The sequence below is a fragment of the Pseudomonas sp. ZY71 genome, assembly GCF_036542145.1.
Taxonomy (GTDB): Bacteria; Pseudomonadota; Gammaproteobacteria; order Pseudomonadales; family Pseudomonadaceae; genus Aquipseudomonas; species Aquipseudomonas koreensis_A.
Genome location: NZ_CP144274.1, coordinates 5,334,904 through 5,354,587, shown reverse-complemented (window position 1 = coordinate 5,354,587; position 19,684 = coordinate 5,334,904). Strand labels below are relative to the sequence as shown.

Sequence of the window (19,684 nt, the reverse complement as noted above, 5' to 3'; positions counted from 1 at the left end):
TTTGCAACAACCCCGCGTGACCGCTCGGCACTCTTCATCAAACTGTCATCGAACTGTGGCAGCGCGCTTGTACAAACTTCATCAGACTCGCGCTCTACTGGGGTTCTGCGTTTCGGTGTTTTTCATGCACAAGGTGTTTTTATCCGTCGCGGCCATGTTGGCCGCGCTTTTGTTCAGTGCGCCGTCGATGGCGGCAGCGCGTTGTGATGTCAACGTGCCGACTGAGCACGCTGATCTGCAACAAGTCAGCATTGCTTATCAGAGCATTGGTCGGGCGTCGGACCCGGCGTTGCTGCTGGTGATGGGCCTGGGCGGGCAGTTGATCCACTGGCCGGACGAAGTGGTCGTCGCGTTGTGTCAGCAGGGCTTTCGGGTGATTCGCTACGACAACCGCGATGTCGGCTTGTCGACCTGGCGTCAGGCGCCGGTTGAAGCCAACCTGACCTTCGAAGTGCTGCGTTACAAGCTCGGTTTGCCAGTGGCGGCGCCGTACAGCCTGACCGATATGGCGGACGACGCGCTGGGTTTGATGGACGCTTTGCACGTTGAGCAATTCCATGTACTGGGCGCGAGCATGGGCGGGATGATCGCCCAGCACATGGCGGCGATGGCGCCACAGCGGGTCGAAAGCCTGACGTTGATCATGACCACGTCTGGCGCCGAAGGCTTGCCGGCACCGAGTGCGGCGCTGGTGCAACTTCTCTCGCGACGCGGTGCACCGAATCGTCAGGTGGCACTGGAGCAACAGGCGGATTTGCTCGCGGCACTCGGCAGCCCGGCGGTCACCGATGATCGGCAGGTCTTGTTGCAGCAGGCAGCCGCGTCGTATGACCGGGCGTTCAACCCCGAAGGCGTGAAACGGCAGATCATGGCGATCCTCGCCGAACCGAGTCGGGTGGCGTTGCTCAATCAATTGCGCGTGCCGACGCTGGTGGTGCATGGCACAGCGGACCCGTTGTTGCCGGTGATGCACGGCGTGCATCTGGCGGCGCATATTCGTGGCAGTCAGTTGAAGCTGATTCCGGGGCTGGCGCATCGCTTTCAAGAGGCGTTCAAGGAGCCATTACTGGCGGCGGTGCTGCCGTATTTGCAGGCGCATCGTGAAGACACCTCGCATTGGGCGCAGATTGAGCCGGTGGTGGGCGGGAATCTGCTGTAACCAAAAGTGGGCGGTGTTGTTATGGCCCCTTCGCGAGCAAGCTCGCTCCCACATTTGGAATGCGTACCCCTGTGGGAGCGAGCTTGCTCGCGAAGGGGTCGTTACAGTCACTACAAAACCCAGCCCGGGTGTATCGTGCAAACTTTCCCGCCCGATCTCCCCTCGCGAGGTGTGTGATGAGTTCCGCTTTGAAAATCGATTTTGTCAGCGACGTCTCCTGCCCGTGGTGCGTCGTCGGTTTGCGTGGTTTGTTACAGGCGCTGGAGATCTTGCGCAACGAAGTGCAGGCCGAGATCCATTTCCAGCCGTTCGAACTGAATCCGAAAATGGGCGCCGATGGGCAGAACATCGCCGAGCATATTCAAGAGAAATACGGTTCAACCCCGGAGCAGTCGCAGAAGAACCGCGAAGCGATCCGCGCTCGTGGTGCAGAACTCGGGTTTGCCTTTCGCACCGACGGCAACAGCCGCATTTACAACACTTTTGATGCGCATCGCTTGCTGCACTGGGCCGGGCTTGAAGGTTTGCAGTTGGCCTTGAAAGAGGCACTGTTCAAGGCTTATTTCAGTGAGGGCGGTAATCCGTCGGATCCTCGGCAGCTTGTGCAGATTGCGGAAAGTGTCGGGCTGGATCGCCAGCGTGCCGAGGCGGTTCTGGCGTCGGACGAGTTTGCCGATGAGGTGCGTGAAGAAGAGCAGTTGTGGCTGCAGCGCGGGGTAAGTTCGGTGCCGACCGTGGTGTTCAACGGGCAATACGCGGTGACGGGCGGGCAGCCGGTGGAAACGTTTGTCGGAGCGATTCGGCAGATCATTGCCGAGTCCAAGGGTGGCATCGTCAACTAAAGAGCAAAAGCCCCTCACCCTAGCCCTCTCCCAGAGGGAGAGGGGACTGATTGGGGGATGCTGGAGTGATACGCCGACCTGAGCGTGCTTCGCAGAATCCATAATCGACTCGGTTTTTCGGGTGATGTCACTTGAGCGACACCTCGGTCGGCCTCTCTCTCAGGGGGAGAGGGGACTGATTGGGGGATGCTGGAGTGATACGCCGACCTGAGCGTGCTTCGCTGAATCCATAATCGACTCGGTTTTTCGGGTGATGTCACTTGAACGACACCTCGGTCGGCCCCTCTCTCAGGGGAGAGGGGACTGATTGGGGGATGCTGGAGTGATACGCCGACCTGAGCGTGCTTCGCTGAATCCATAATCGACTCGGTTTTTCAGGTCGATGTCACTTGAACGACACCTCGGCCGGCCCCTCTCTCAGGGGGAGAGGGGACTGACTGGGGGATGCTGGAGTGATACGCCGACCTGAACGTGCTTTTGCTGAATCCATAATCGACTCGGTTTTTCAGGTCGATGTCAGACGCAAGACACCTCGGTCGGCCCCCTCTCCCTCTGGGAGAGGGCTGGGGTGAGGGTAGATTTTGATCTTAGCTGTGGATGCGCACCCAAACGCTGACCAGCACTGTGGCGGCCATCAACCAGGCCACCGCCGCCACCGCCAACGAAGCCTCCAGCCGCAATCGATCAACCATCACATACAACGTCGCCAGATAGACGAAGTACGGAATGATCGACCACATGCCGAACACGATCGTGGTCTTCAGATCATCGATCGAACGCCCTTTGCCAACGATGTAATGCGCAATCAGCGCAAACGTCGGAAACAGCGGCACCAATCCGGCGATGTAGTAGTTTTTGGTTTTCGACAGCGCCGCGATGATCAGAACTACCGCGGCGCCCAACAGGGCTTTGAAAAACAGATCCACATCGTTCTCGCTTAATGGCTCAGACCGTATTTTTTCACTTTGTCGAACAGCGTGGTCTTGGCCATGCCCAGTTCCAGGCTGGCCTGAGTCAGGTTGCCGCCACTGCGTTGCAGGGCATCGCTGAGCAGGTTGCGCTCGAACGCTTCCACCGCTTCGGCAAACGCCAGCCCTTGTCCGCCACTGTTGGCCCCGGACTTCTTGAACGCTGGCAGACCAAGGGCGAAGCGTTCGGCGACGTTGCGCAGTTCGCGCACGTTGCCCGGCCAGTCGTGGCTCATCAGGTTCGACAGGGTCTGGTTATCCAGCTCCGGCAGCGCGCGATCAAAGCGCAGCGCCGACTGCTGGGTGAAGTGCTCGAACAGTTGCAAAATGTCTTCACGGCGCTCGCGCAGTGGCGGTAGTTCCAGCGTCACCACGTTGAGGCGGTAGTACAAGTCGCTGCGAAACTCGCCAGCCTTGCTCGACTCGTCGAGGTCGGACTTGGTCGCCGCGATCACCCGGCAATCCACCGCCACGCTCTGGTTCGAGCCGAGGCGTTCGAGGGTACGTTCCTGCAACACACGCAGCAATTTGATCTGCAACGGCAGTGGCATGCTTTCCACTTCGTCGAGGAACAATGTGCCGCCGTCGGCGTGTTCGATCTTGCCGATCCGGCGTTTACCGGCGCCCGTAAACGCGTTGGCTTCGTGGCCGAAAATCTCGCTTTCGAAGAGGTTCTCCGGCAGGCCGCCGCAGTTCAACGCGACAAATTGTTTGCTGTGGCGGCGACTGAAGTCGTGCAGGCAACGGGCGACCAGTTCTTTACCGGTGCCGGTTTCGCCTTCGATCAACACGTTGGCCGAAGTGTCGGCGACGTTGGCGATCAGTTCGCGCAGGTTCTGCATCGCCGGCGAGCGGCCGATGATCCGCCCCTCAAGGGAATCACGCTCGGCCAGTTGCCGGCGCAGCGACGACACTTCGCGAGCCAGACTGCGTTGCTCCAGCGCCCGTCGCGCGACATCCACCAGACGCTCCGGCGAGAACGGTTTTTCCATGAAGTCGTAGGCGCCTTTCTGCATCGCGCCGACGGCCATGGAAATGTCGCCGTGGCCGGTGATCAACACCACCGGCAGACTGCGATCGCGTTGCTTTAGGCGGGTCAGCAGTTCCAGGCCATCGATGCCCGGCAGGCGAATGTCGCTGATGACGATGCCGGCGAAATTGTCGCCGACACGCTCCAGCGCTTCCTCGGCACTGCCGACGCCGACGCAGGGAATGTCTTCGAGGGTCAGCGCCTGTTGGCAGCCGAGCAGCACATGGGGGTCGTCTTCGACGATCAGCACACTAAGGTCGTGGTTCATATTGGCTCGGCATGAGTAGGGCTTACCAACGGTAAACTGAGGACGAAGGTGGAGCCGCCGCTGGCCGGGTGTTCGACACCCAGATGCCCGCCGGTGGCAGCGGCGAGGCTGGCGGAAAGGGTCAAACCAAGGCCCAGGCCTTGTTCGCCGGGCTTGGTGGTGAAGAACGGCTCGAACAGATGCTTGCGCGCTTCGGCGTCGATGCCGTGGCCGTTGTCGCGTACGCGCAGGCGATACTTGGCGTTGAACTCTTCGCCCTCCAGCCACAGTTCGGGCTGGGGCTGCGCCTGCATGGCGTCGAGGGCGTTGCCGATCAGGTTGACCAGAATCTGTTCGAGGCGGGTCTGGTCGATCTGCACTTGCACGTCGATGAACTGACGATGCACGTTCAGCGCCGAGGTTTCCACCCGGGCGCCCAGCACTTGCAAGGCGGCATCGACCGCTTTGCCGAGGCTGGCCTGACCCTTGTTGTCACCGCGCCGGGCGAACGAACGCAGGCTGGCGGTGATCCGGCCCATGCGGTCGATCAGATCGTTGATGGTTTTCAGGTTGGTGCTGGCCACATCCAGCTGACCGCGCTCGAGAAAGCGTACGGTGTTGCCCGACAGCGTGCGCATCGCCGCCAGCGGTTGGTTCAATTCGTGGGCGATGCTGGTCGACATTTGGCCAATAGCAGCGAGTTTTCCGGCCTGCACCAGCTCATCCTGCGCACGCCGCAGGGTCTCTTCGGCCTGACGGCGTTCGCGGATCTGGCTCTTCAGCCGTTCGTTGCTGGCGCGCAGGTCGGTGGTGCGTTCGGTAATCCGACGCTCCAGTTGATTGTTGGCTTCCTGCAAGGCTTCGCGGGCCGCGAGGCGGGTGGCGATGACCTTGCGCCGTTCGTTCCAGGCGATCAGCAGGAAGGCCACCAGCGCGAACGCGACGGCGACGAGAATGCCTTGGTTGATCGCTTCGCGGCGCAGGTCCTGCAACGGCGTAAGCAGGGTGAAATTCCACGGCGTGTCGCTCAGCGGTCGGGTTTGCGCCAGATAGCTGATGTCGTCCTCGCCGGACTGCACTTCGCTGTTGGCCGGGAAGGTGAGTTTTTCTACGCCCTCGGACAAGGTTTCGCGCGCCAGAGGTTGCAGCTCGTTGAGCGGGAACCAGTAGTACTGCAGGCTGCGGGCGAGTTTTTCCTTGGTGGCTTCACTCAGCGGAATCACTGCTTTCAGGCGCCGGGCCGGATCGCTGGAGAGAATGATGATGCCGTTCTCATCGCTGACGAACGCTTCCAGACGCGCGCGTTGCCAGCGTTCTTCCATGGCTTCCAGGCGCACCTTGACCACGGCGACGCCAATGATCTTGCCGTGCTCTTCGAGGCCATGAGCGAGGTAGTAACCGGGTTCGCCGTTGGTGCTGCCGATGCCGTAGAAACGCCCGGGTTCGCCACGGATGGCTCTCTGGAAGTAGGCGCGAAAGGACAGGTCTTCACCGAGGTAACTGTCGACATCGCGCCAGTTGCTGGTGGCCATGACGCGTCCGGTGGTGTCCATGACGTAGATGGCCCGACTGCGGCTGCGCCGGTTCAGGCCTTCAAGGTAATCGTTGACCTTTTGCCGGTGCTCCGGGGTCGGGTCGGCCAGCAGCTGCGACACACTGGTTTCGAGTTCCAGCAGGCTGGGCAGGTAGGTGTATTTGCTGATCTCGCTTTCGACCGCGCGGGCGTGCAGTTCCAGCTGGCGCTGGCCATTTTCGCCGAGGCTGCGAATGCCGAAATGTTCACTGGTCCAGAAGCCGATAAAACCCAACCCGATCATCAGGGCGATGATCAGTGGCGGCAGGAACAAATGACGAATCAGACGAGGCTTCACGGCAAGTGATGGCGGCGCGGCGCGATAGAGATTGGGGTCGCATTTCATCACAGTTGCCTTGGGTCAACCACCACACTTGCAGGCTCACCGCTGTCCCTGTGGGAGCGAGCTTGCTCGCGAAGAGGTCGGATCAGCCAACATCAATGTTGAATGTCAGTCCGCTTTCGCGAGCAAGCTCGCTCCCACAGGGATCAATGTGATGGCGCAAGTACTCGGTTTTAGTGCTGCAGGATTTTCTCGAGGAAGTGCTGCGCGCGTTCCGAGCGGGCACTGATGTCGCCGAAGAATTCCTCTTTCGGGCAGTCCTCGATGATCTTGCCGGCGTCCATGAAGATCACGCGATCAGCCACTTTGCGCGCAAAGCCCATTTCGTGGGTTACGCACATCATGGTCATGCCTTCGTGGGCCAGTTGCACCATCACGTCGAGCACTTCGTTAACCATCTCCGGGTCGAGCGCCGAAGTCGGTTCGTCGAACAGCATGACGATCGGGTCCATCGCCAGCGCACGGGCAATCGCCACACGCTGTTGCTGACCACCGGACAATTGCCCCGGGTGCTTGTGGGCGTGCGCCGACAGACCGACGCGCTCGAGCAGTTGCAGACCTTTCTTGGTCGCCTCTTCCTTGCTCCGGCCCAGCACCTTGATCTGCGCGATGGTCAGGTTTTCGGTGATGGTCAGGTGCGGGAACAGCTCGAAATGCTGGAACACCATGCCGACGCGCGAACGCAGTTTCGGCAGGTTGGTCTTCGAGTCGGCAATCGACGTGCCGTCGACGACGATGTCGCCTTTCTGGAACGGTTCCAGCGCGTTGACGCATTTGATCAGGGTCGATTTGCCGGAACCCGACGGGCCGCAGACCACGATCACTTCGCCTTTTTTGACCTCGGTGCTGCAATCAGTCAGCACCTGGAAGTCGCCATACCACTTGTTGATGTTCTTGATAGAGATCATACGGCAAACCTTTTTTGCAGACGCTTGACCAGCAGCGAGGCGGAAAAGCTGATGATGAAGTAGACGACACCGGCGAAGATCAGGAACTCGTTGGAACGACCGATGATGTCGCCGCTGGAGCGGGCGGAGTTGAGGAAGTCCACCAGGCCCACGGTGTAAACCAGCGAGGTGTCCTGGAACAGGATGATCGACTGTTGCAGCAGCAACGGCGTCATCTTGCGGAACGCCTGGGGCAGGATGATCAGACGCATGGTCTGGCCATAGGTCATGCCCATCGCCTGCGCGGCGGCCATCTGGCCTTTGGGGATCGACTGCACACCGGCCCGGACGATTTCGCAGAAGTACGCGGCTTCGAACATCATGAAGGCCACGACGCAGGAGGTGAACGCACCGATCGGCGTGTCTTCACCGGTGATCCAGCGCAGCACGAACGGCACCGCCAGGTAGAACCAGGTGATCACCAACAGCAGCGGAATCGAACGGAAGTAGTTCACATAAGCGCCGGCCACGCGGGACAGCAATTTGCTCGACGACAGGCGCATCAGCGCCAGGATCGTCCCCAGCACGATGCCGCCGACCACACCCATGACCATCAACTGCAAGGTCATGACCATGCCGTTCCACAGGCCCGGGATAGCGGGGATGATGCCGCTGAAATCGAAGTCCATTATTTACCCCCCACGGAGATCAGGCCGGGCACCGCGACTTTCTTCTCGACCATGCGCATCAGCAACATCAGGCTCATGTTCAGGGTGAAGTAGATCAGCGTGGCCAGGGTGAAGGCTTCAAACAGGTTGGCCGAGAACTCAGCGGTCTGTTTGGTTTGCGCCAGCAGTTCCATCAGGCCGATCAAGGACGCCACGGAGGAGTTCTTGAAGACGTTGAGGAATTCCGAGGTAAGCGGCGGAATGATGATGCGGTAGGCCTGGGGCAGCAGCACGTTCCAGTAGATCTGCGGCAGCTTGAAGCCCATGGCGCGGGCGGCGGATTCCTGGCCGCGTGGCAGCGCCTGGATACCGGTACGCACTTGTTCGCAGACACGGGCAGCGGTAAACAGACCCAGACAGACGACAACGCTCAGGTAAGCCGAGGTGGTCGGGTTGAGGTCCTGTTTGTACCAGTCCTGCAGGTTTTGCGGCAGCAGGTCGGGTACCAGGAAGTACCAGATGAACAGCTGAACCAGCAGCGGCACGTTACGGAACAGCTCGACGTAGCAGGTGGCAATGCCCGATACGATGCGGTTTGGCACCGTGCGCATGACGCCCAGAATGGAGCCCAGCAGCAAGGCGATGATCCACGCCACGATGGCGATGGCAATGGTCCAGCCCAAACCGGTGACGTACCAGTCGAGATAAGTCTCGCTGCCGACGCCGGTGGACTTGAAGAACACGCCCCAGTCCCAGTTGTAATTCATTAGGGTCTCCCCTCGAGATCGATCGATGTACAAGCACCCGCTTGGGGAAGATCCTTTCCCGCCTGACGTTGAACGTCAGGCACACGCGATCGGCTCGAAAACCGCCAGGTCGAGTGTTCCACAGTACAGCCCGCAGGTAGTAACAGACGCCTGAGGAGAGTGGCCCCCTCAGGCAATAAGGTTAGTCAGGAATCAGATTTTTACGTCAGGCGCCGGCTTGTCGCTCGGGTTGGCGATCAGATCTTTTACCTTGTCGCTCATCGGGAAGTTCAGGTTCAGGCCTTTTGGTGGAACCGGGCTTTCGAACCACTTGCTGTAGATCTTGTTGATCTCGCCAGACTTGTACAGGGCGACGATGGCGTCATCGACAGCCTTCTTGAAGGCCGGGTCATCTTTGCGAACCATGCACGCATAGGCTTCGAAGGACTGTGGAGTACCGGTGATGACCCAGTCGTCCGGCTTCTTGGCCTTGGCTTCTTCACCGGCCAGCAGGGCGTCGTCCATCATGAAGGCAACGGCACGGCCGCTTTCCAGCATGTTGAAGGATTCGCCGTGGTCTTTGGCGGAGATGATGTTCATGCCCATCTGCTTGTCGGCGTTCATCGCTTTGATGATGCGCTCGGACGTGGTGCCGGCGGTGGTCACGACGTTTTTGCCTTTCAGGTCGGCAAAGTCAGCGTAGGACGGCTTGCCATCCTTGTCTTTCTTGACCAGCAGACGGGTGCCGATTTCGAAGATGTTGACGGTGAAGTCGACTTGCTGGGCGCGTTCGGCATTGTTGGTGGTGGAGCCGCACTCGATATCCGCGGTGCCGTTCTGGATCAGCGGGATACGGGTTTGCGAGGTCACCAGGTTGTATTTGACCTGCAGGTCTGGCTTGTTCAGGTCTTTTTTCAGGGCTTCAACGATGGCCACTTGAATGTCGTGGGAGTAGCCCACGGGTTTGCCGGAAGCATCGGCAATGTAGGAAAACGGAATGGAGCTGTCACGGTGAGCGAGCGTAATGGTGCCCGAATCGTTGATTTTCTTCAGGGTGCCGGTGAGTTCGGCGGCGAAAACTGGCGTGCTGATCAGAGCGGCCGCAATGGCTGCGCCCAGGATATGGGGAACGATGCGCATCAAATTTTCCTCGAATTGTTTTTTTTATGGAGCCAGTTCGTCGGCCCTTTTGTGCTTCGAATGCCTGACGGCTCCTGAAGTGTTGGCACAACAAGCATTCGTCGAGAGAGTGTAGAGCATGACTCGTGCCAGACCAGTGAGATGTACTTAACTTTATGATTTATAACGTTATTAAAGTTTTGTGATGGTTTGTTTTGGCGTAACTGATCCGGTTTACCGAATCGACCGGGAAGTCGCGTTCGGAAAACCGAACGAGCAACAGCCCCTCACCCTAGCCCTCTCCCGGGGGAGAGGGGGCTGACCGCGGCGACTGGGTGAGATGCACCGACTTGAGATACCGAGTCGAACTCAGGCTTTACAGAGCACCTCGATCGGCTCCCTTCCCCCTCTACCCCTTGGGGGAGAGGGCTGGGGTGAGGGGGAAAGATCTAACTGACACAATCAGGTTCAACAGAACCCACAAAACAAGAAGCCCCTGAATCTCTCAATTCAGGGGCCTTCGTTTAAGCAATGTTCACATCACGCCGCTTCGATCTTGCTACGGTTCTGTTCGACCTTGCCCAGATACGCCGCAAGCTTCTCTTGCTCTGCCGGGGTAGTGAAAAGGCCCAGCTTGCTACGACGCCACAGAATGTCATGCGCCGTAGTCGCCCACTCTTCGCTGCACAGGTAATCCACTTCGCGAGTGTAGAGCCCGCCGCCGAGGTGTTCGCCCATGTCGGCCAGGGTTTCCACCCCTTCAAGCATGCGCCAGGTGCGGCTGCCGTAAGTGGTGGACCAGCGACGAGCGATCTCGGTCGGCACGAAGTCGAACTTGTCGCGAATCTGCGCGCACAAGGCTTGTGGCGTGGTCATGTCTTCGCCGCCGGGCAGGGTAGCGGTGGCTGTCCAGCTCGGGCGCATCTGGGTGAAGAACGGCAGCAACTGCGCCATCGCCGACTCGGCGAGTTTGCGGTAGGTGGTCAGCTTGCCGCCGAATACCGACAATAGTGGCGCTTCTTCGGTGTTGCCGGACAGTGCCAGGGTGTAATCGCGGGTGACGGCCGACGGGTTGTCGGATTCGTCGTTGCACAGTGGGCGTACGCCCGAGTAGCTGTGCTGGATGTCGTCGCGGCTGACTTGCTGCTTGAAGTGGGCGTTGACCACTTTCAACAGGTAATCGGTTTCACCTTCGGTGATGGCCACTTTCGCCGGATCACCGGTGTATTCACGGTCGGTGGTGCCGATCAGGGTAAAGTGGTTCAGGTACGGAATGGTGAAAACGATGCGCTGATCTTCGTTTTGCAGAATGTGTGCATGATCACCTTCGTACAGCTTCGGCACGATGATGTGGCTGCCCTGAATCAGACGGATGCCGTACGGCGATTCCATCTTCAGATCGTCACGAATGAACTTGGCGACCCACGGGCCAGCGGCGTTCACCAGCGCTTTGGCAGTGATCGAAAACAGGCTGCCATCGGCACGTTCCAGATTCAGGTGCCACAGGCCTTTGGCGCGACGGGCGCTGACGCAGCGAGTCTGGGTGTGCACGTGGGCGCCTTTTTCGCGGGCGGCCATGGCGTTCAAAACCACGAGGCGGGCGTCGTCGACCCAGCAGTCGGAGTATTCGAAGCCTTTCTTGATTTCGCTTTTCAGCGCGCTGTCGGCACCAAACTTGAGGCTTTTCGAACCTGGCAGTTTTTCGCGCTTGCCGAGGTTGTCATAGAGGAACAGGCCAGCCCGGATCATCCATGCCGGGCGCAGGTGCGGACGGTGTGGCAACACGAAGCGCATCGGCTTGACGATGTGCGGCGCCTTGGCCAGCAGCACTTCGCGTTCGGCCAGCGCTTCACGCACCAGACGGAATTCGTAATGTTCGAGGTAGCGCAGGCCGCCGTGGATCAGCTTGCTGCTGGCCGACGAGGTGTGGCTGGCCAGATCGTCTTTTTCACAAAGGAACACCGAAAGCCCGCGACCGGCGGCATCCGCTGCGATCCCCACGCCATTGATCCCGCCGCCGATAACGGCGATGTCGTAGATCTCGGAGATTGGGGGCGTACGCAAGGTAGAGGTGGACATCGGCTGGCCTCGGGTTCTTTTGATTTTCTATATTGGAAATCGAACATGAATGTTCATTTGCGAAAATGGTAGCCCATAAAGACGCGCGCAGCCAGTCGCATTCGATTGAAAAAACTCATCGAAGGGCGGCTAAAAGAAAATTTTCGAACATTAAATGCGCGCAAGGGCGCAGAAGACGTGTTGTTTGATCGATTGTTTTCGTCGGATCGCCGCCCGGAGCAGGCTCGCTCCCACAGTGGGTGGAAGACTCACAAATCTTGTGATTGGCTCGTATCTCTGTGGGAGCGAGCCTGCTCGCGAAGGCGTCAGTACAGACAATGAAGAGAAGGGTAGTTAAACGACCTCCAAGCGAATCTTGTGCTGACTCAACAACTGCGCCAGCGCCGGCACCGGCTGCTGATCGGTCACCAGGCAATCGATCAGGCTGATCGGGCCGAGGCGAATCATCGCGTTACGCCCGAACTTGCTCGAATCCGCCGCCAGAATCACCTGCCGCGCATTGGCAATGATTGCCTGCGAAACCCGCACTTCCTGATAATCAAAATCCAGCAAGCTGCCGTCTTCATCGATCCCGCTAATCCCGACCAGGGCGAAATCAACCTTGAACTGATTGATGAAATCCACGCTCGCCTGACCGACCACACCGCCGTCACGACGGACATTGCCGCCGGTCAGCAGCACATCGAAATCATCCTTGGCACTGAGCATCGACGCTACGTGCAGGTTGTTGGTGATGATTTTCAGGTGATTGTGATTGAGCAGGGCGCGGGCAATCGATTCGGTGGTCGTGCCGATGTTGATGAACAGCGAGGCGTGATCGGGAATCTGTGCGGCGATGGCTTCACCGATGCGTTGTTTTTCATCGCGCATCTGATCGGCGCGCATCGCATAGGCAGTGTTTTCAACGCTGGAATCATAGGCGGCACCGCCATGATAACGGCGGAGCAGATTGGCTTCCGCGAGCTGATTGATGTCGCGGCGGATGGTTTGCGGGGTAACAACGAACAGCGTGGCCATTTCCTCGATGCTCACATAGCCGCGTTCGCGGACCAGTTCGAGGATTTGCTGCTGACGGGGAGGCAGATTCATGGGGCTTCCTTTGGGCTGCCGTGCAAAATTTGCCCATGATGACGCAGGAATCCGCTCCCGACCAGTTTCCAAACAACGTGAAAGCTACTTCGTGCTGGGCGCCTACGGCGTTACGCAAGCCATCCTGCGTTAAAAACAGGCTCGGACTGCTCATTTACAAACCCGTAAAGTCGAGTGCGACCCCAGCCGGTCCTCGCCTGTTTTTGCCTTGGCTTGCCTTCGCTCGCTACGCTTTCACGCTGTTTGGACCGCTTTAGCCAGTCCTAAGGTTGGCTTATTCAGCGTCTTCACGCGCCCAATCACGGGTACGACTGACGGCTTTTTTCCAGCCTTTATAGAGTTTCTCTTTCTCCGTTTCGTCGAGGCTCGGCTCGAACTCGCGCTCGATCACCGCTTTGCCGCGCAGTTCTTCCAGGCTGCCCCAGAAACCACACGCCAGACCGGCCAGATACGCTGCGCCAAGCGCTGTGGTTTCACGCATTTGCGGACGCTCGACCTGCGTGCCGAGGATGTCGGCCTGGAACTGCATGAGGAAGTTGTTCGCCACCGCGCCGCCGTCCACGCGCAGGGCTTTGAGGCGTTCGCCGGAGTCCTGTTGCATGGCGTCGAGCACGTCGCGGGTCTGGTAGGCGATCGATTCCAGTGCGGCGCGGATGATGTGATCGACGCGAACACCGCGAGTCAGGCCGAACAGCGCGCCACGGGCATACGGGTCCCAGTACGGAGCGCCCAGACCGGTAAACGCCGGCACCAGGTACACGCCGTTGCTGTCCTTCACTTTATTGGCGAAGTATTCGGTGTCGTGGGCGTCGTTGATGATTTTCAGTTCATCACGCAGCCATTGCACGGTGGAACCGCCGTTGAACACCGCACCTTCCAGCGCATAAGCGACTTCGCCACGCGGGCCGCAAGCGATGGTGGTGAGCATGCCGTGCTGGGATTTCACCGCTTTGTCGCCGGTGTTCATCAGCAGGAAACAGCCGGTGCCGTAGGTGTTTTTCGCCTGGCCTGGCTCCACGCACATCTGGCCGAACAGGGCGGCTTGCTGGTCGCCGGCGATACCACCGATGGCGATGCCGCTCTTGGTGCGACCGTAGATTTCCGAAGAAGCCTTCACTTCCGGGAGCATTTCACGCGGGATGTCGAGGATCTCCAGCATCTTCGAATCCCACTCCAGCGAGTGAATGTTGAAGAGCATGGTGCGCGAGGCGTTGGTGTAGTCGGTGACGTGTACTTTGCCGCCGGTGAACTTCCAGATCAGCCAGCTATCGACGGTGCCGAACAGCAGTTCGCCATTGCGCGCACGCTCGCGGCTGCCTTCGACGTTGTCGAGGATCCACTTCAGTTTGGTGCCGGAGAAGTACGGGTCGGTGACCAGACCGGTGTTATCGCGGATGTACTCTTCGTGACCGTCGCGCTTGAGCTGCTGGCAGATCTCGGTGCTGCGGCGGCACTGCCAGACGATGGCGTTGTACACCGGACGGCCGGTGGTCTTGTCCCAGACCACGGTGGTTTCGCGCTGGTTGGTGATACCGATGGCAGCGACCTGATCGTGGTGCAGACCGGCCTGAGCCAAGGCCTCAACCATCACAGCGCTCTGGGTGGCGAAGATTTCCATCGGGTCGTGTTCGACCCAACCGGCCTGCGGGTAATGCTGAGCGAATTCGCGCTGCGCGGTGCAGACCACGTTCGCATCGCGGTCGAAAATGATCGCGCGGGAGCTGGTCGTACCCTGATCGAGGGCAATGATGTAGTTCTTATTCTGAATGTCGGTCATGTCGATTGCCTTGGACGAAATAAGGGAGAGTGGGCCGTGGCGCAGGCTCTATAGGGCAGGAGCCGGCGCCGACTGTTTCAAGAAGTTCTTGGTTTGCCGTCAATGGCCGGTTCTGCATCCTTTGTAGCAGGTGTGGCGCCGGTCAGGTGACGGGCGATAAGCCCGCGGTACCCGGCAGCGCCGAGGCAGGCACCGACAATCGGTGCAAAAATCGGAATCAGGAAGTACGGAATATCGCGACCGCCAGTGAAGGAAATTTCACCCCAGCCGGTAAAGAAAGTCATCAGTTTCGGACCGAAGTCACGCGCCGGGTTCATCGCAAAACCGGTCAGCGGGCCCATGGAACTGCCGATCACCGCGATCAGCAAGCCGATCAGCAGCGGCGCCAATGGGCCTTTTGGCAGGCCATTGTTATCGTCGGTCAGCGACATGATCACGCCCATCAGGATCGCGGTGATGATCATCTCGACCAGAAATGCCTGAGCAGTCGACAGCACCGGATTCGGGAAGGTCGAGAACACCGACGCCAACTCAAGGCTGGCGGTCGAGCCACGAACCATTTGGTGAGTTTGTTCGTAATCGAAGAACAGGTTGCTGTACAGCGTGTAAACCAGCAGCGCGCCGCAGAAGGCGCCAGCGATCTGGGCAAGAATATAGAACGGCAGTTTGCGCTTTTCGAAGTCGGCGAAGATCGTCAGCGCGATGCTCACGGCCGGGTTCAGGTGCGCACCGGAAACACCCGCGGTGAGGTAGATCGCCATGCTCACGCCGACGCCCCAGATGATGCTGATTTCCCACAGGCCGAAGCTGGCGCCCGCGACTTTGAGCGCGGCGACACAACCAGTGCCGAAAAAGATCAGCAGGGCAGTACCCAGAAACTCGGCCATGCATTGGCTCGAGAGCGTTGGTTGCTGTAAAGCAGTTGTCATTGAAAACCTCGGTTTTTGTTGTTGTCTGGCGCGATGCCGTCAGGGCAGGGCGCGATTTTCCCCGGTCAGGAATCCCCATTCCTTTCCCGGTTTACTGCTGGGTGCTGCGATGACGATAATTCTTACATTATTCAGATTCGAAAAAATATAGACAAGAAACAAACCTGTCAAAGGTCGAAAGTGAACCATCGGTCACAATAAAACTATTCGTTGTGTGAATGATCCTCTGCCGTCGCTGCAGTGCCGTGCGCTCGAAAAGTCTGTAAGCCACGGGAATCGTGGCTTGGGATAGAGCCTTTTAGGGGCTGATCACCTAGAATCCGGCACAGTGTTTTTCCGTCAATGCCGAGCCCGGAGCTGCCATGACCCCTGCGTTGGACTTGTTGAAAAAAGTTCGTGCCGAACATCGCGTGCACAGTTACGAACATGACCCAAAGGCCGCGTCCTATGGGCTGGAGGCCGCAGAGAAACTGGCGCTTGAGCCGGCGCAGGTGTTTAAAACCCTGCTCGCGGCCAGCGAAAAGGGCGAGTTACTGGTGGCGGTGGTGCCGGTCGTCGGAAGCCTCGACCTCAAAGGTCTGGCGCATGCGGCAGGTGTGAAAAAAGTCGAGATGGCCGACCCGGCAGCAGCCCAGCGTTCCACCGGTTATCTGTTGGGCGGCATTAGCCCGTTGGGGCAGAAGAAGCGCCTGCGCACCTTCATCGATAACTCGGCTCAGGGTTTTGCGACTATTTATGTCAGCGCCGGTCGGCGAGGCCTGGAGGTCGAACTGGCACCCGCCGTGCTCGCCGAGCATACCCAGGCGAAATTTGCCGATATCGGCCGCGCGTAAGCGTTATCGCTGTATGTAGAAAATTGCCCGGTTCTGTCACTGGCGCTGAGCGCATCGTGGTTGCATGCTCTGGCGACTGACTTAGGGAGAAGGTTATGCAGCTCGAGTTTCATCAGGTCGACGCGTTCAGTGATCGGCCGTTCAGTGGCAATCCGGCGATGATTTACCGGTTGGATGCATGGCTCGCGGATGAGCTGATGCAGAAGATCGCCGGCGAACACAATCTGGCGGAAACTGCGTTTCTGGTGCGTGAGGGATCGGTCTGGCATATCCGCTGGTTCACCCCGACCACTGAAGTACCGTTGTGCGGGCACGCCACGCTGGCCAGCGCTTATGTGCTGTTCGAGATCTATAAGGAAACCGCCGAGCGTATCGACTTCACTTGTAAGTCCGGCGCACTGAGCGTCACTCGAGAGGGTGATCGGTTGTGGCTGGATTTCCCCTCGATCGTACCGTCAGAGATTGGTGTGACGCTGGACGTCGAGCGGGCGCTGGGTGTTGAGGCGGTGGATGTGCTCGGCTCGAACGAACTGTTCGTGGTGCTGGAGTCGGAGCAGGCCGTGCTTGATTGCAAACCGGACATGGTTGCGCTGGCCAAGCTGCCGTGGCTGGGTGCGATCGTCACGGCGCGCGGCAATCAGCACGATTTTGTCTCGCGCTATTTCGCCCCGGCGATTGGCATCAATGAAGATCCGGTGACCGGTTCGACGCATTGCAGTCTGATCCCGTATTGGTCGAAGCGTCTGGGCAAGTCGAGTCTGACGGCGTATCAGCGTTCGGCGCGGGGTGGGGAGTTGTTCTGTCGGCTAGAGGGCGAGCGAGTAAAAATCGGCGGCAATGCGACGCTGGTTGCCAGCGGCACCTTGATCCTGGGTTAACGCAACCCCCTGTAGGAGTGAGCCTGCTCGCGATAGCGGTGTGTCAGTCGATATATATGTTGATTGACACACCGCTATCGCGAGCAGGCTCACTCCTACAAGGAGAATGGGTGTTGGATCAGAGGGCGGCGCTGTAGCGGCGCACGCCGTTTTCCACTGCCGGGATTTGTGCGGCGGTGCTGCCCGATGCCTGGAACAGTACGAGGTGTTCAGCGGCAACCCGAATCCCCACTTCCGCGCCAACCTGATGATCAGCGTGGCTCGGAAAAATCGACTCCAACTGCGCCCCCGTAGGCAACTGCAGACGATACAGCGTCGACGCGCCAAGGAACGTCTTGCCGACAATCCGCGCTTTCAAACCACTGTCCGGCGCATAAACAATGTCATCCGGGCGCAGCAGCACATCCACCGCGCCGCCAATCGGCCACGTATAAGCGCGATTCCCGCGCAACTCACCCAGTTCGGTCTGCACCGATTCCGGGCTGCCGAGCTGGCCGCGAATAAAGTAACCCTGACCGATGAAGCTGGCCACGTACGGCGTTGCCGGTTCGTGATACAGGTTGTACGGCGTGTCCCATTGCTCCAGGCGCCCCTCCTTGAACACGCCAACGTGATCGCTGACGGCGAAGGCTTCTTCCTGGTCGTGGGTCACCAGAATCGCACTGGTGCCACGGGCCTTGAGAATGTCGCGCACCTCATGACTGAGCTTGCGGCGCAGCTCGCCATCGAGGTTGGAGAACGGCTCATCGAGCAGCAGCAATTGCGGCTCCGGCGCCAATGCGCGGGCGAGGGCTACGCGCTGTTGCTGGCCGCCGGACAACTCGTGAGGGAAGCGTTTGCCGAGGTTCTTCAGGTTGACCAGTTCGAGCAGTTCTTCGGTCACGCGCTCCTTGTTCGGATGCTTGCGGATACCGAAGGCAATATTGTCGGCGACGCTCAGGTGCGGGAACAGTGCGTAATCCTGAAACACCATCCCGATCCGGCGTTTCTCCGGCGCCAGAGTGAAACCGGCGCTGGAAATGGTTTCGCCGCCGAGGGTGATCTCACCTTCATGCACCGGCTCGAAACCGGCGATGGCGCGCAGGGTGGTGGTCTTGCCGCAGCCGGACGAGCCGAGCAGGCAGCCGATGTCACCGGCGTTGAGGTGCAGATTGAGGTTCTGCACCACGCGTTGATCTTGATAACCGCAAGCGAGGTTGCGCAGGTTCAGCAGTAATTCATGGCTCATGCGTGGTGATATGCCGGTTCGACGAGGAACTCGAGCAGGGCCTTCTGTGCGTGGAGACGGTTTTCTGCCTGATCCCACGCGACAGAGCGCGGGTCATCAAGCAGGTCGAGGCTGATTTCTTCGCCACGGTGCGCAGGCAGGCAGTGCATGAACAGCACGTCCTCGGCAGCGAGGTCGAGCAGGGCACGGTTGACCTGGAACGGCGCGAACAGCTTGAGGCGCTTGGCAGTTTCCTCTTCCTGACCCATCGAAGTCCAGACATCGGTGCTCACCAGGTGCGCGCCGCGTACGGCGTCGGCAGGATCACGGACGATGGTCACACGATCGCCAGCCTTGGCGACGAACTCTGGGTTGGGCTCGTAGCCTTCCGGGCAGGCAACGCGCAACTGGAAGTCGAACTGCATCGCCGCTTCTATATAGCTGTTGCACATGTTGTTGCCGTCGCCGATCCAGGCCACGGTTTTGCCTTGGATCGAGCCACGATGCTCAAGGAACGTCTGCATGTCGGCCAGCAACTGACACGGGTGCAGGTCATCGGACAGGCCGTTGATCACGGGCACGCGGGAGTTGGCGGCGAATTCGGTCAAGGTGCTGTGGGCAAAGGTACGGATCATCACCGCATCGAGCATGCTCGACATGACGATGGCGCAGTCGCCGATCGGCTCGCCACGGCCCAGTTGGGTATCGCGGGGCGAGAGGAAGATCGCCTGGCCGCCGAGCTGGATCATGCCAGCCTCGAAGGAGATCCGGGTACGGGTCGAGGACTTCTCGAAGATCATGCCCAGCACGCGGTTTTTCAGAGGCTCGAACAGTACGCCGCGGTTACGCAGGTCCTTGAGCTCAACGCCTCGACGGATCACGCTGACCAGCTCTTCGGGCGTGCAATCCATCAGGGAGAGAAAGTGCCTTGCGCTCATCATTGACTACCTTTTGCTACAAACCGCAGATGCTCAAAGCCTTGTTTAGCGGAACAACGGGCGAGACCTGCGGCGTAAGCCGCACGGGGCGACGAAATAGGGGAAGGCGCGATATTGACACTAAATGTCGCGTTTTTCCAATAGGCTACGGTTTTTGCGGAAATCGAAGGGTGCACTGGATGTTGCAGTCGCGCATTTGCAGCCGGGTTCAGGGGCGCCGCGAGCCTCTTTGTACACTGGCCTCGCAGGGCTTGGCAATGCGGCGTGGCGGGGATCGTGTCGCTTGGGTCGGTTTACGACCGTGGCGCCATGCCATCATTTGGTCGGATGCTCAGGCTGAAACATTTGCTAAAGCAAAGTGCTGGGTTATAA

17 protein-coding genes are annotated in these 19,684 nt (G+C 59.3%); 4 read left to right on the top strand and 13 right to left on the bottom strand.

Annotated features, from left to right (window positions below; genetic code table 11):
- The first annotated feature begins 124 nt into the window (after window positions 1-124).
- On the top strand, window positions 125-1,159 hold the full coding sequence (locus VY732_RS23735; protein WP_331691898.1) for an alpha/beta fold hydrolase: 1,035 nt from the start codon (window positions 125-127) through the stop codon (window positions 1,157-1,159).
- 176 nt (window positions 1,160-1,335) lie between these two features.
- Window positions 1,336-2,001: a DsbA family oxidoreductase gene (locus VY732_RS23730; protein ID WP_331691897.1), complete on the top strand. Its 666-nt coding sequence runs from the start codon at window positions 1,336-1,338 to the stop codon at window positions 1,999-2,001.
- 587 nt (window positions 2,002-2,588) lie between these two features.
- Here VY732_RS23730 and VY732_RS23725 read toward each other — a convergent pair.
- The 11 genes from VY732_RS23725 to VY732_RS23675 all read right to left on the bottom strand — a co-directional run bounded on the left by VY732_RS23725 (window position 2,589) and on the right by VY732_RS23675 (window position 15,456).
- The gene (locus tag VY732_RS23725) at window positions 2,589-2,927 is read right to left on the bottom strand and encodes a GlpM family protein (RefSeq protein WP_137219177.1); all 339 of its coding nucleotides are present in this window, start codon (window positions 2,925-2,927) and stop codon (window positions 2,589-2,591) included.
- A gap of 11 nt (window positions 2,928-2,938) precedes the next feature.
- Complete coding sequence (locus VY732_RS23720; RefSeq protein WP_077574375.1) at window positions 2,939-4,267, bottom strand: sigma-54-dependent transcriptional regulator; 1,329 nt, start codon at window positions 4,265-4,267, stop codon at window positions 2,939-2,941.
- Window positions 4,264-6,165 (bottom strand): sensor histidine kinase, encoded by a 1,902-nt coding sequence (locus VY732_RS23715; protein WP_331691896.1) that lies wholly within the window; start codon window positions 6,163-6,165, stop codon window positions 4,264-4,266. Before VY732_RS23715 ends, VY732_RS23720 begins: the two co-directional genes overlap by 4 nt.
- Window positions 6,166-6,335: 170 nt before the next feature.
- Complete coding sequence (locus VY732_RS23710) at window positions 6,336-7,070, bottom strand: amino acid ABC transporter ATP-binding protein (protein ID WP_007963947.1); 735 nt, start codon at window positions 7,068-7,070, stop codon at window positions 6,336-6,338.
- Window positions 7,067-7,738 (bottom strand): amino acid ABC transporter permease, encoded by a 672-nt coding sequence (locus VY732_RS23705; RefSeq protein ID WP_003227756.1) that lies wholly within the window; start codon window positions 7,736-7,738, stop codon window positions 7,067-7,069. Before VY732_RS23705 ends, VY732_RS23710 begins: the two co-directional genes overlap by 4 nt.
- Entirely contained in the window at window positions 7,738-8,484 is a 747-nt protein-coding gene (locus tag VY732_RS23700) for an amino acid ABC transporter permease (protein WP_016986630.1), read from the bottom strand. Before VY732_RS23700 ends, VY732_RS23705 begins: the two co-directional genes overlap by 1 nt.
- A 192-nt stretch (window positions 8,485-8,676) precedes the next feature.
- On the bottom strand, window positions 8,677-9,603 hold the full coding sequence (locus VY732_RS23695; RefSeq protein WP_277759105.1) for a glutamate/aspartate ABC transporter substrate-binding protein: 927 nt from the start codon (window positions 9,601-9,603) through the stop codon (window positions 8,677-8,679).
- Window positions 9,604-10,122: 519 nt separating this feature from the next.
- Window positions 10,123-11,661, bottom strand: a complete 1,539-nt coding sequence (glpD, locus tag VY732_RS23690) for a glycerol-3-phosphate dehydrogenase (RefSeq protein WP_331691891.1) — start codon at window positions 11,659-11,661, stop codon at window positions 10,123-10,125.
- Window positions 11,662-11,994: 333 nt separating this feature from the next.
- A complete protein-coding gene (locus tag VY732_RS23685; RefSeq protein ID WP_007916700.1) occupies window positions 11,995-12,750 on the bottom strand; it encodes a DeoR/GlpR family transcriptional regulator in 756 nt (251 codons plus the stop codon).
- Between the two features lie 274 nt (window positions 12,751-13,024).
- On the bottom strand, window positions 13,025-14,527 hold the full coding sequence (glpK, locus tag VY732_RS23680) for a glycerol kinase GlpK (RefSeq protein WP_077574371.1): 1,503 nt from the start codon (window positions 14,525-14,527) through the stop codon (window positions 13,025-13,027).
- A gap of 77 nt (window positions 14,528-14,604) precedes the next feature.
- On the bottom strand, window positions 14,605-15,456 hold the full coding sequence (locus VY732_RS23675) for an MIP/aquaporin family protein (RefSeq protein WP_331691890.1): 852 nt from the start codon (window positions 15,454-15,456) through the stop codon (window positions 14,605-14,607).
- 362 nt (window positions 15,457-15,818) lie between these two features.
- On the opposite strand from VY732_RS23675, the gene ybaK reads away from it, so the two are divergent.
- Together ybaK and VY732_RS23665 are read left to right on the top strand one after the other, a co-directional pair.
- Window positions 15,819-16,289: a Cys-tRNA(Pro) deacylase gene (ybaK, locus tag VY732_RS23670; protein WP_003227741.1), complete on the top strand. Its 471-nt coding sequence runs from the start codon at window positions 15,819-15,821 to the stop codon at window positions 16,287-16,289.
- 95 nt (window positions 16,290-16,384) lie between these two features.
- On the top strand, window positions 16,385-17,167 hold the full coding sequence (locus VY732_RS23665; protein WP_331691889.1) for a PhzF family phenazine biosynthesis protein: 783 nt from the start codon (window positions 16,385-16,387) through the stop codon (window positions 17,165-17,167).
- Window positions 17,168-17,285: 118 nt separating this feature from the next.
- On the opposite strand, the gene VY732_RS23660 is transcribed toward VY732_RS23665, so the two are convergent.
- Both VY732_RS23660 and argF read right to left on the bottom strand, forming a co-directional pair.
- Entirely contained in the window at window positions 17,286-18,395 is a 1,110-nt protein-coding gene (locus tag VY732_RS23660; protein ID WP_093430583.1) for an ABC transporter ATP-binding protein, read from the bottom strand.
- The gene (gene argF / locus VY732_RS23655; RefSeq protein WP_038369078.1) at window positions 18,392-19,312 is read right to left on the bottom strand and encodes an ornithine carbamoyltransferase; all 921 of its coding nucleotides are present in this window, start codon (window positions 19,310-19,312) and stop codon (window positions 18,392-18,394) included. The genes VY732_RS23660 and argF overlap by 4 nt, the downstream gene beginning before the upstream one ends.
- Window positions 19,313-19,684: the final 372 nt, after the last annotated feature.

Bases quoted from the DNA above. Each gene is read 5' to 3' on its own strand.
- VY732_RS23665 (WP_331691889.1), top strand. From the start codon at position 16,385: ATGCAGCTCGAGTTTCATCAGGTCGACGCGTTCAGTGATCGGCCGTTC.
- VY732_RS23705 (WP_003227756.1), bottom strand. From the start codon at position 7,738: ATGGACTTCGATTTCAGCGGCATCATCCCCGCTATCCCGGGCCTGTGG.
- VY732_RS23715 (WP_331691896.1), bottom strand. From the start codon at position 6,165: ATGAAATGCGACCCCAATCTCTATCGCGCCGCGCCGCCATCACTTGCC.
- VY732_RS23710 (WP_007963947.1), bottom strand. From the start codon at position 7,070: ATGATCTCTATCAAGAACATCAACAAGTGGTATGGCGACTTCCAGGTG.
- VY732_RS23685 (WP_007916700.1), bottom strand. From the start codon at position 12,750: ATGAATCTGCCTCCCCGTCAGCAGCAAATCCTCGAACTGGTCCGCGAA.
- VY732_RS23675 (WP_331691890.1), bottom strand. From the start codon at position 15,456: ATGACAACTGCTTTACAGCAACCAACGCTCTCGAGCCAATGCATGGCC.
- glpK (WP_077574371.1), bottom strand. From the start codon at position 14,527: ATGACCGACATTCAGAATAAGAACTACATCATTGCCCTCGATCAGGGT.
- VY732_RS23660 (WP_093430583.1), bottom strand. From the start codon at position 18,395: ATGAGCCATGAATTACTGCTGAACCTGCGCAACCTCGCTTGCGGTTAT.
- VY732_RS23730 (WP_331691897.1), top strand. From the start codon at position 1,336: ATGAGTTCCGCTTTGAAAATCGATTTTGTCAGCGACGTCTCCTGCCCG.
- VY732_RS23695 (WP_277759105.1), bottom strand. From the start codon at position 9,603: ATGCGCATCGTTCCCCATATCCTGGGCGCAGCCATTGCGGCCGCTCTG.
- ybaK (WP_003227741.1), top strand. From the start codon at position 15,819: ATGACCCCTGCGTTGGACTTGTTGAAAAAAGTTCGTGCCGAACATCGC.
- VY732_RS23735 (WP_331691898.1), top strand. From the start codon at position 125: ATGCACAAGGTGTTTTTATCCGTCGCGGCCATGTTGGCCGCGCTTTTG.
- VY732_RS23720 (WP_077574375.1), bottom strand. From the start codon at position 4,267: ATGAACCACGACCTTAGTGTGCTGATCGTCGAAGACGACCCCCATGTG.
- glpD (WP_331691891.1), bottom strand. From the start codon at position 11,661: ATGTCCACCTCTACCTTGCGTACGCCCCCAATCTCCGAGATCTACGAC.
- argF (WP_038369078.1), bottom strand. From the start codon at position 19,312: ATGAGCGCAAGGCACTTTCTCTCCCTGATGGATTGCACGCCCGAAGAG.
- VY732_RS23700 (WP_016986630.1), bottom strand. From the start codon at position 8,484: ATGAATTACAACTGGGACTGGGGCGTGTTCTTCAAGTCCACCGGCGTC.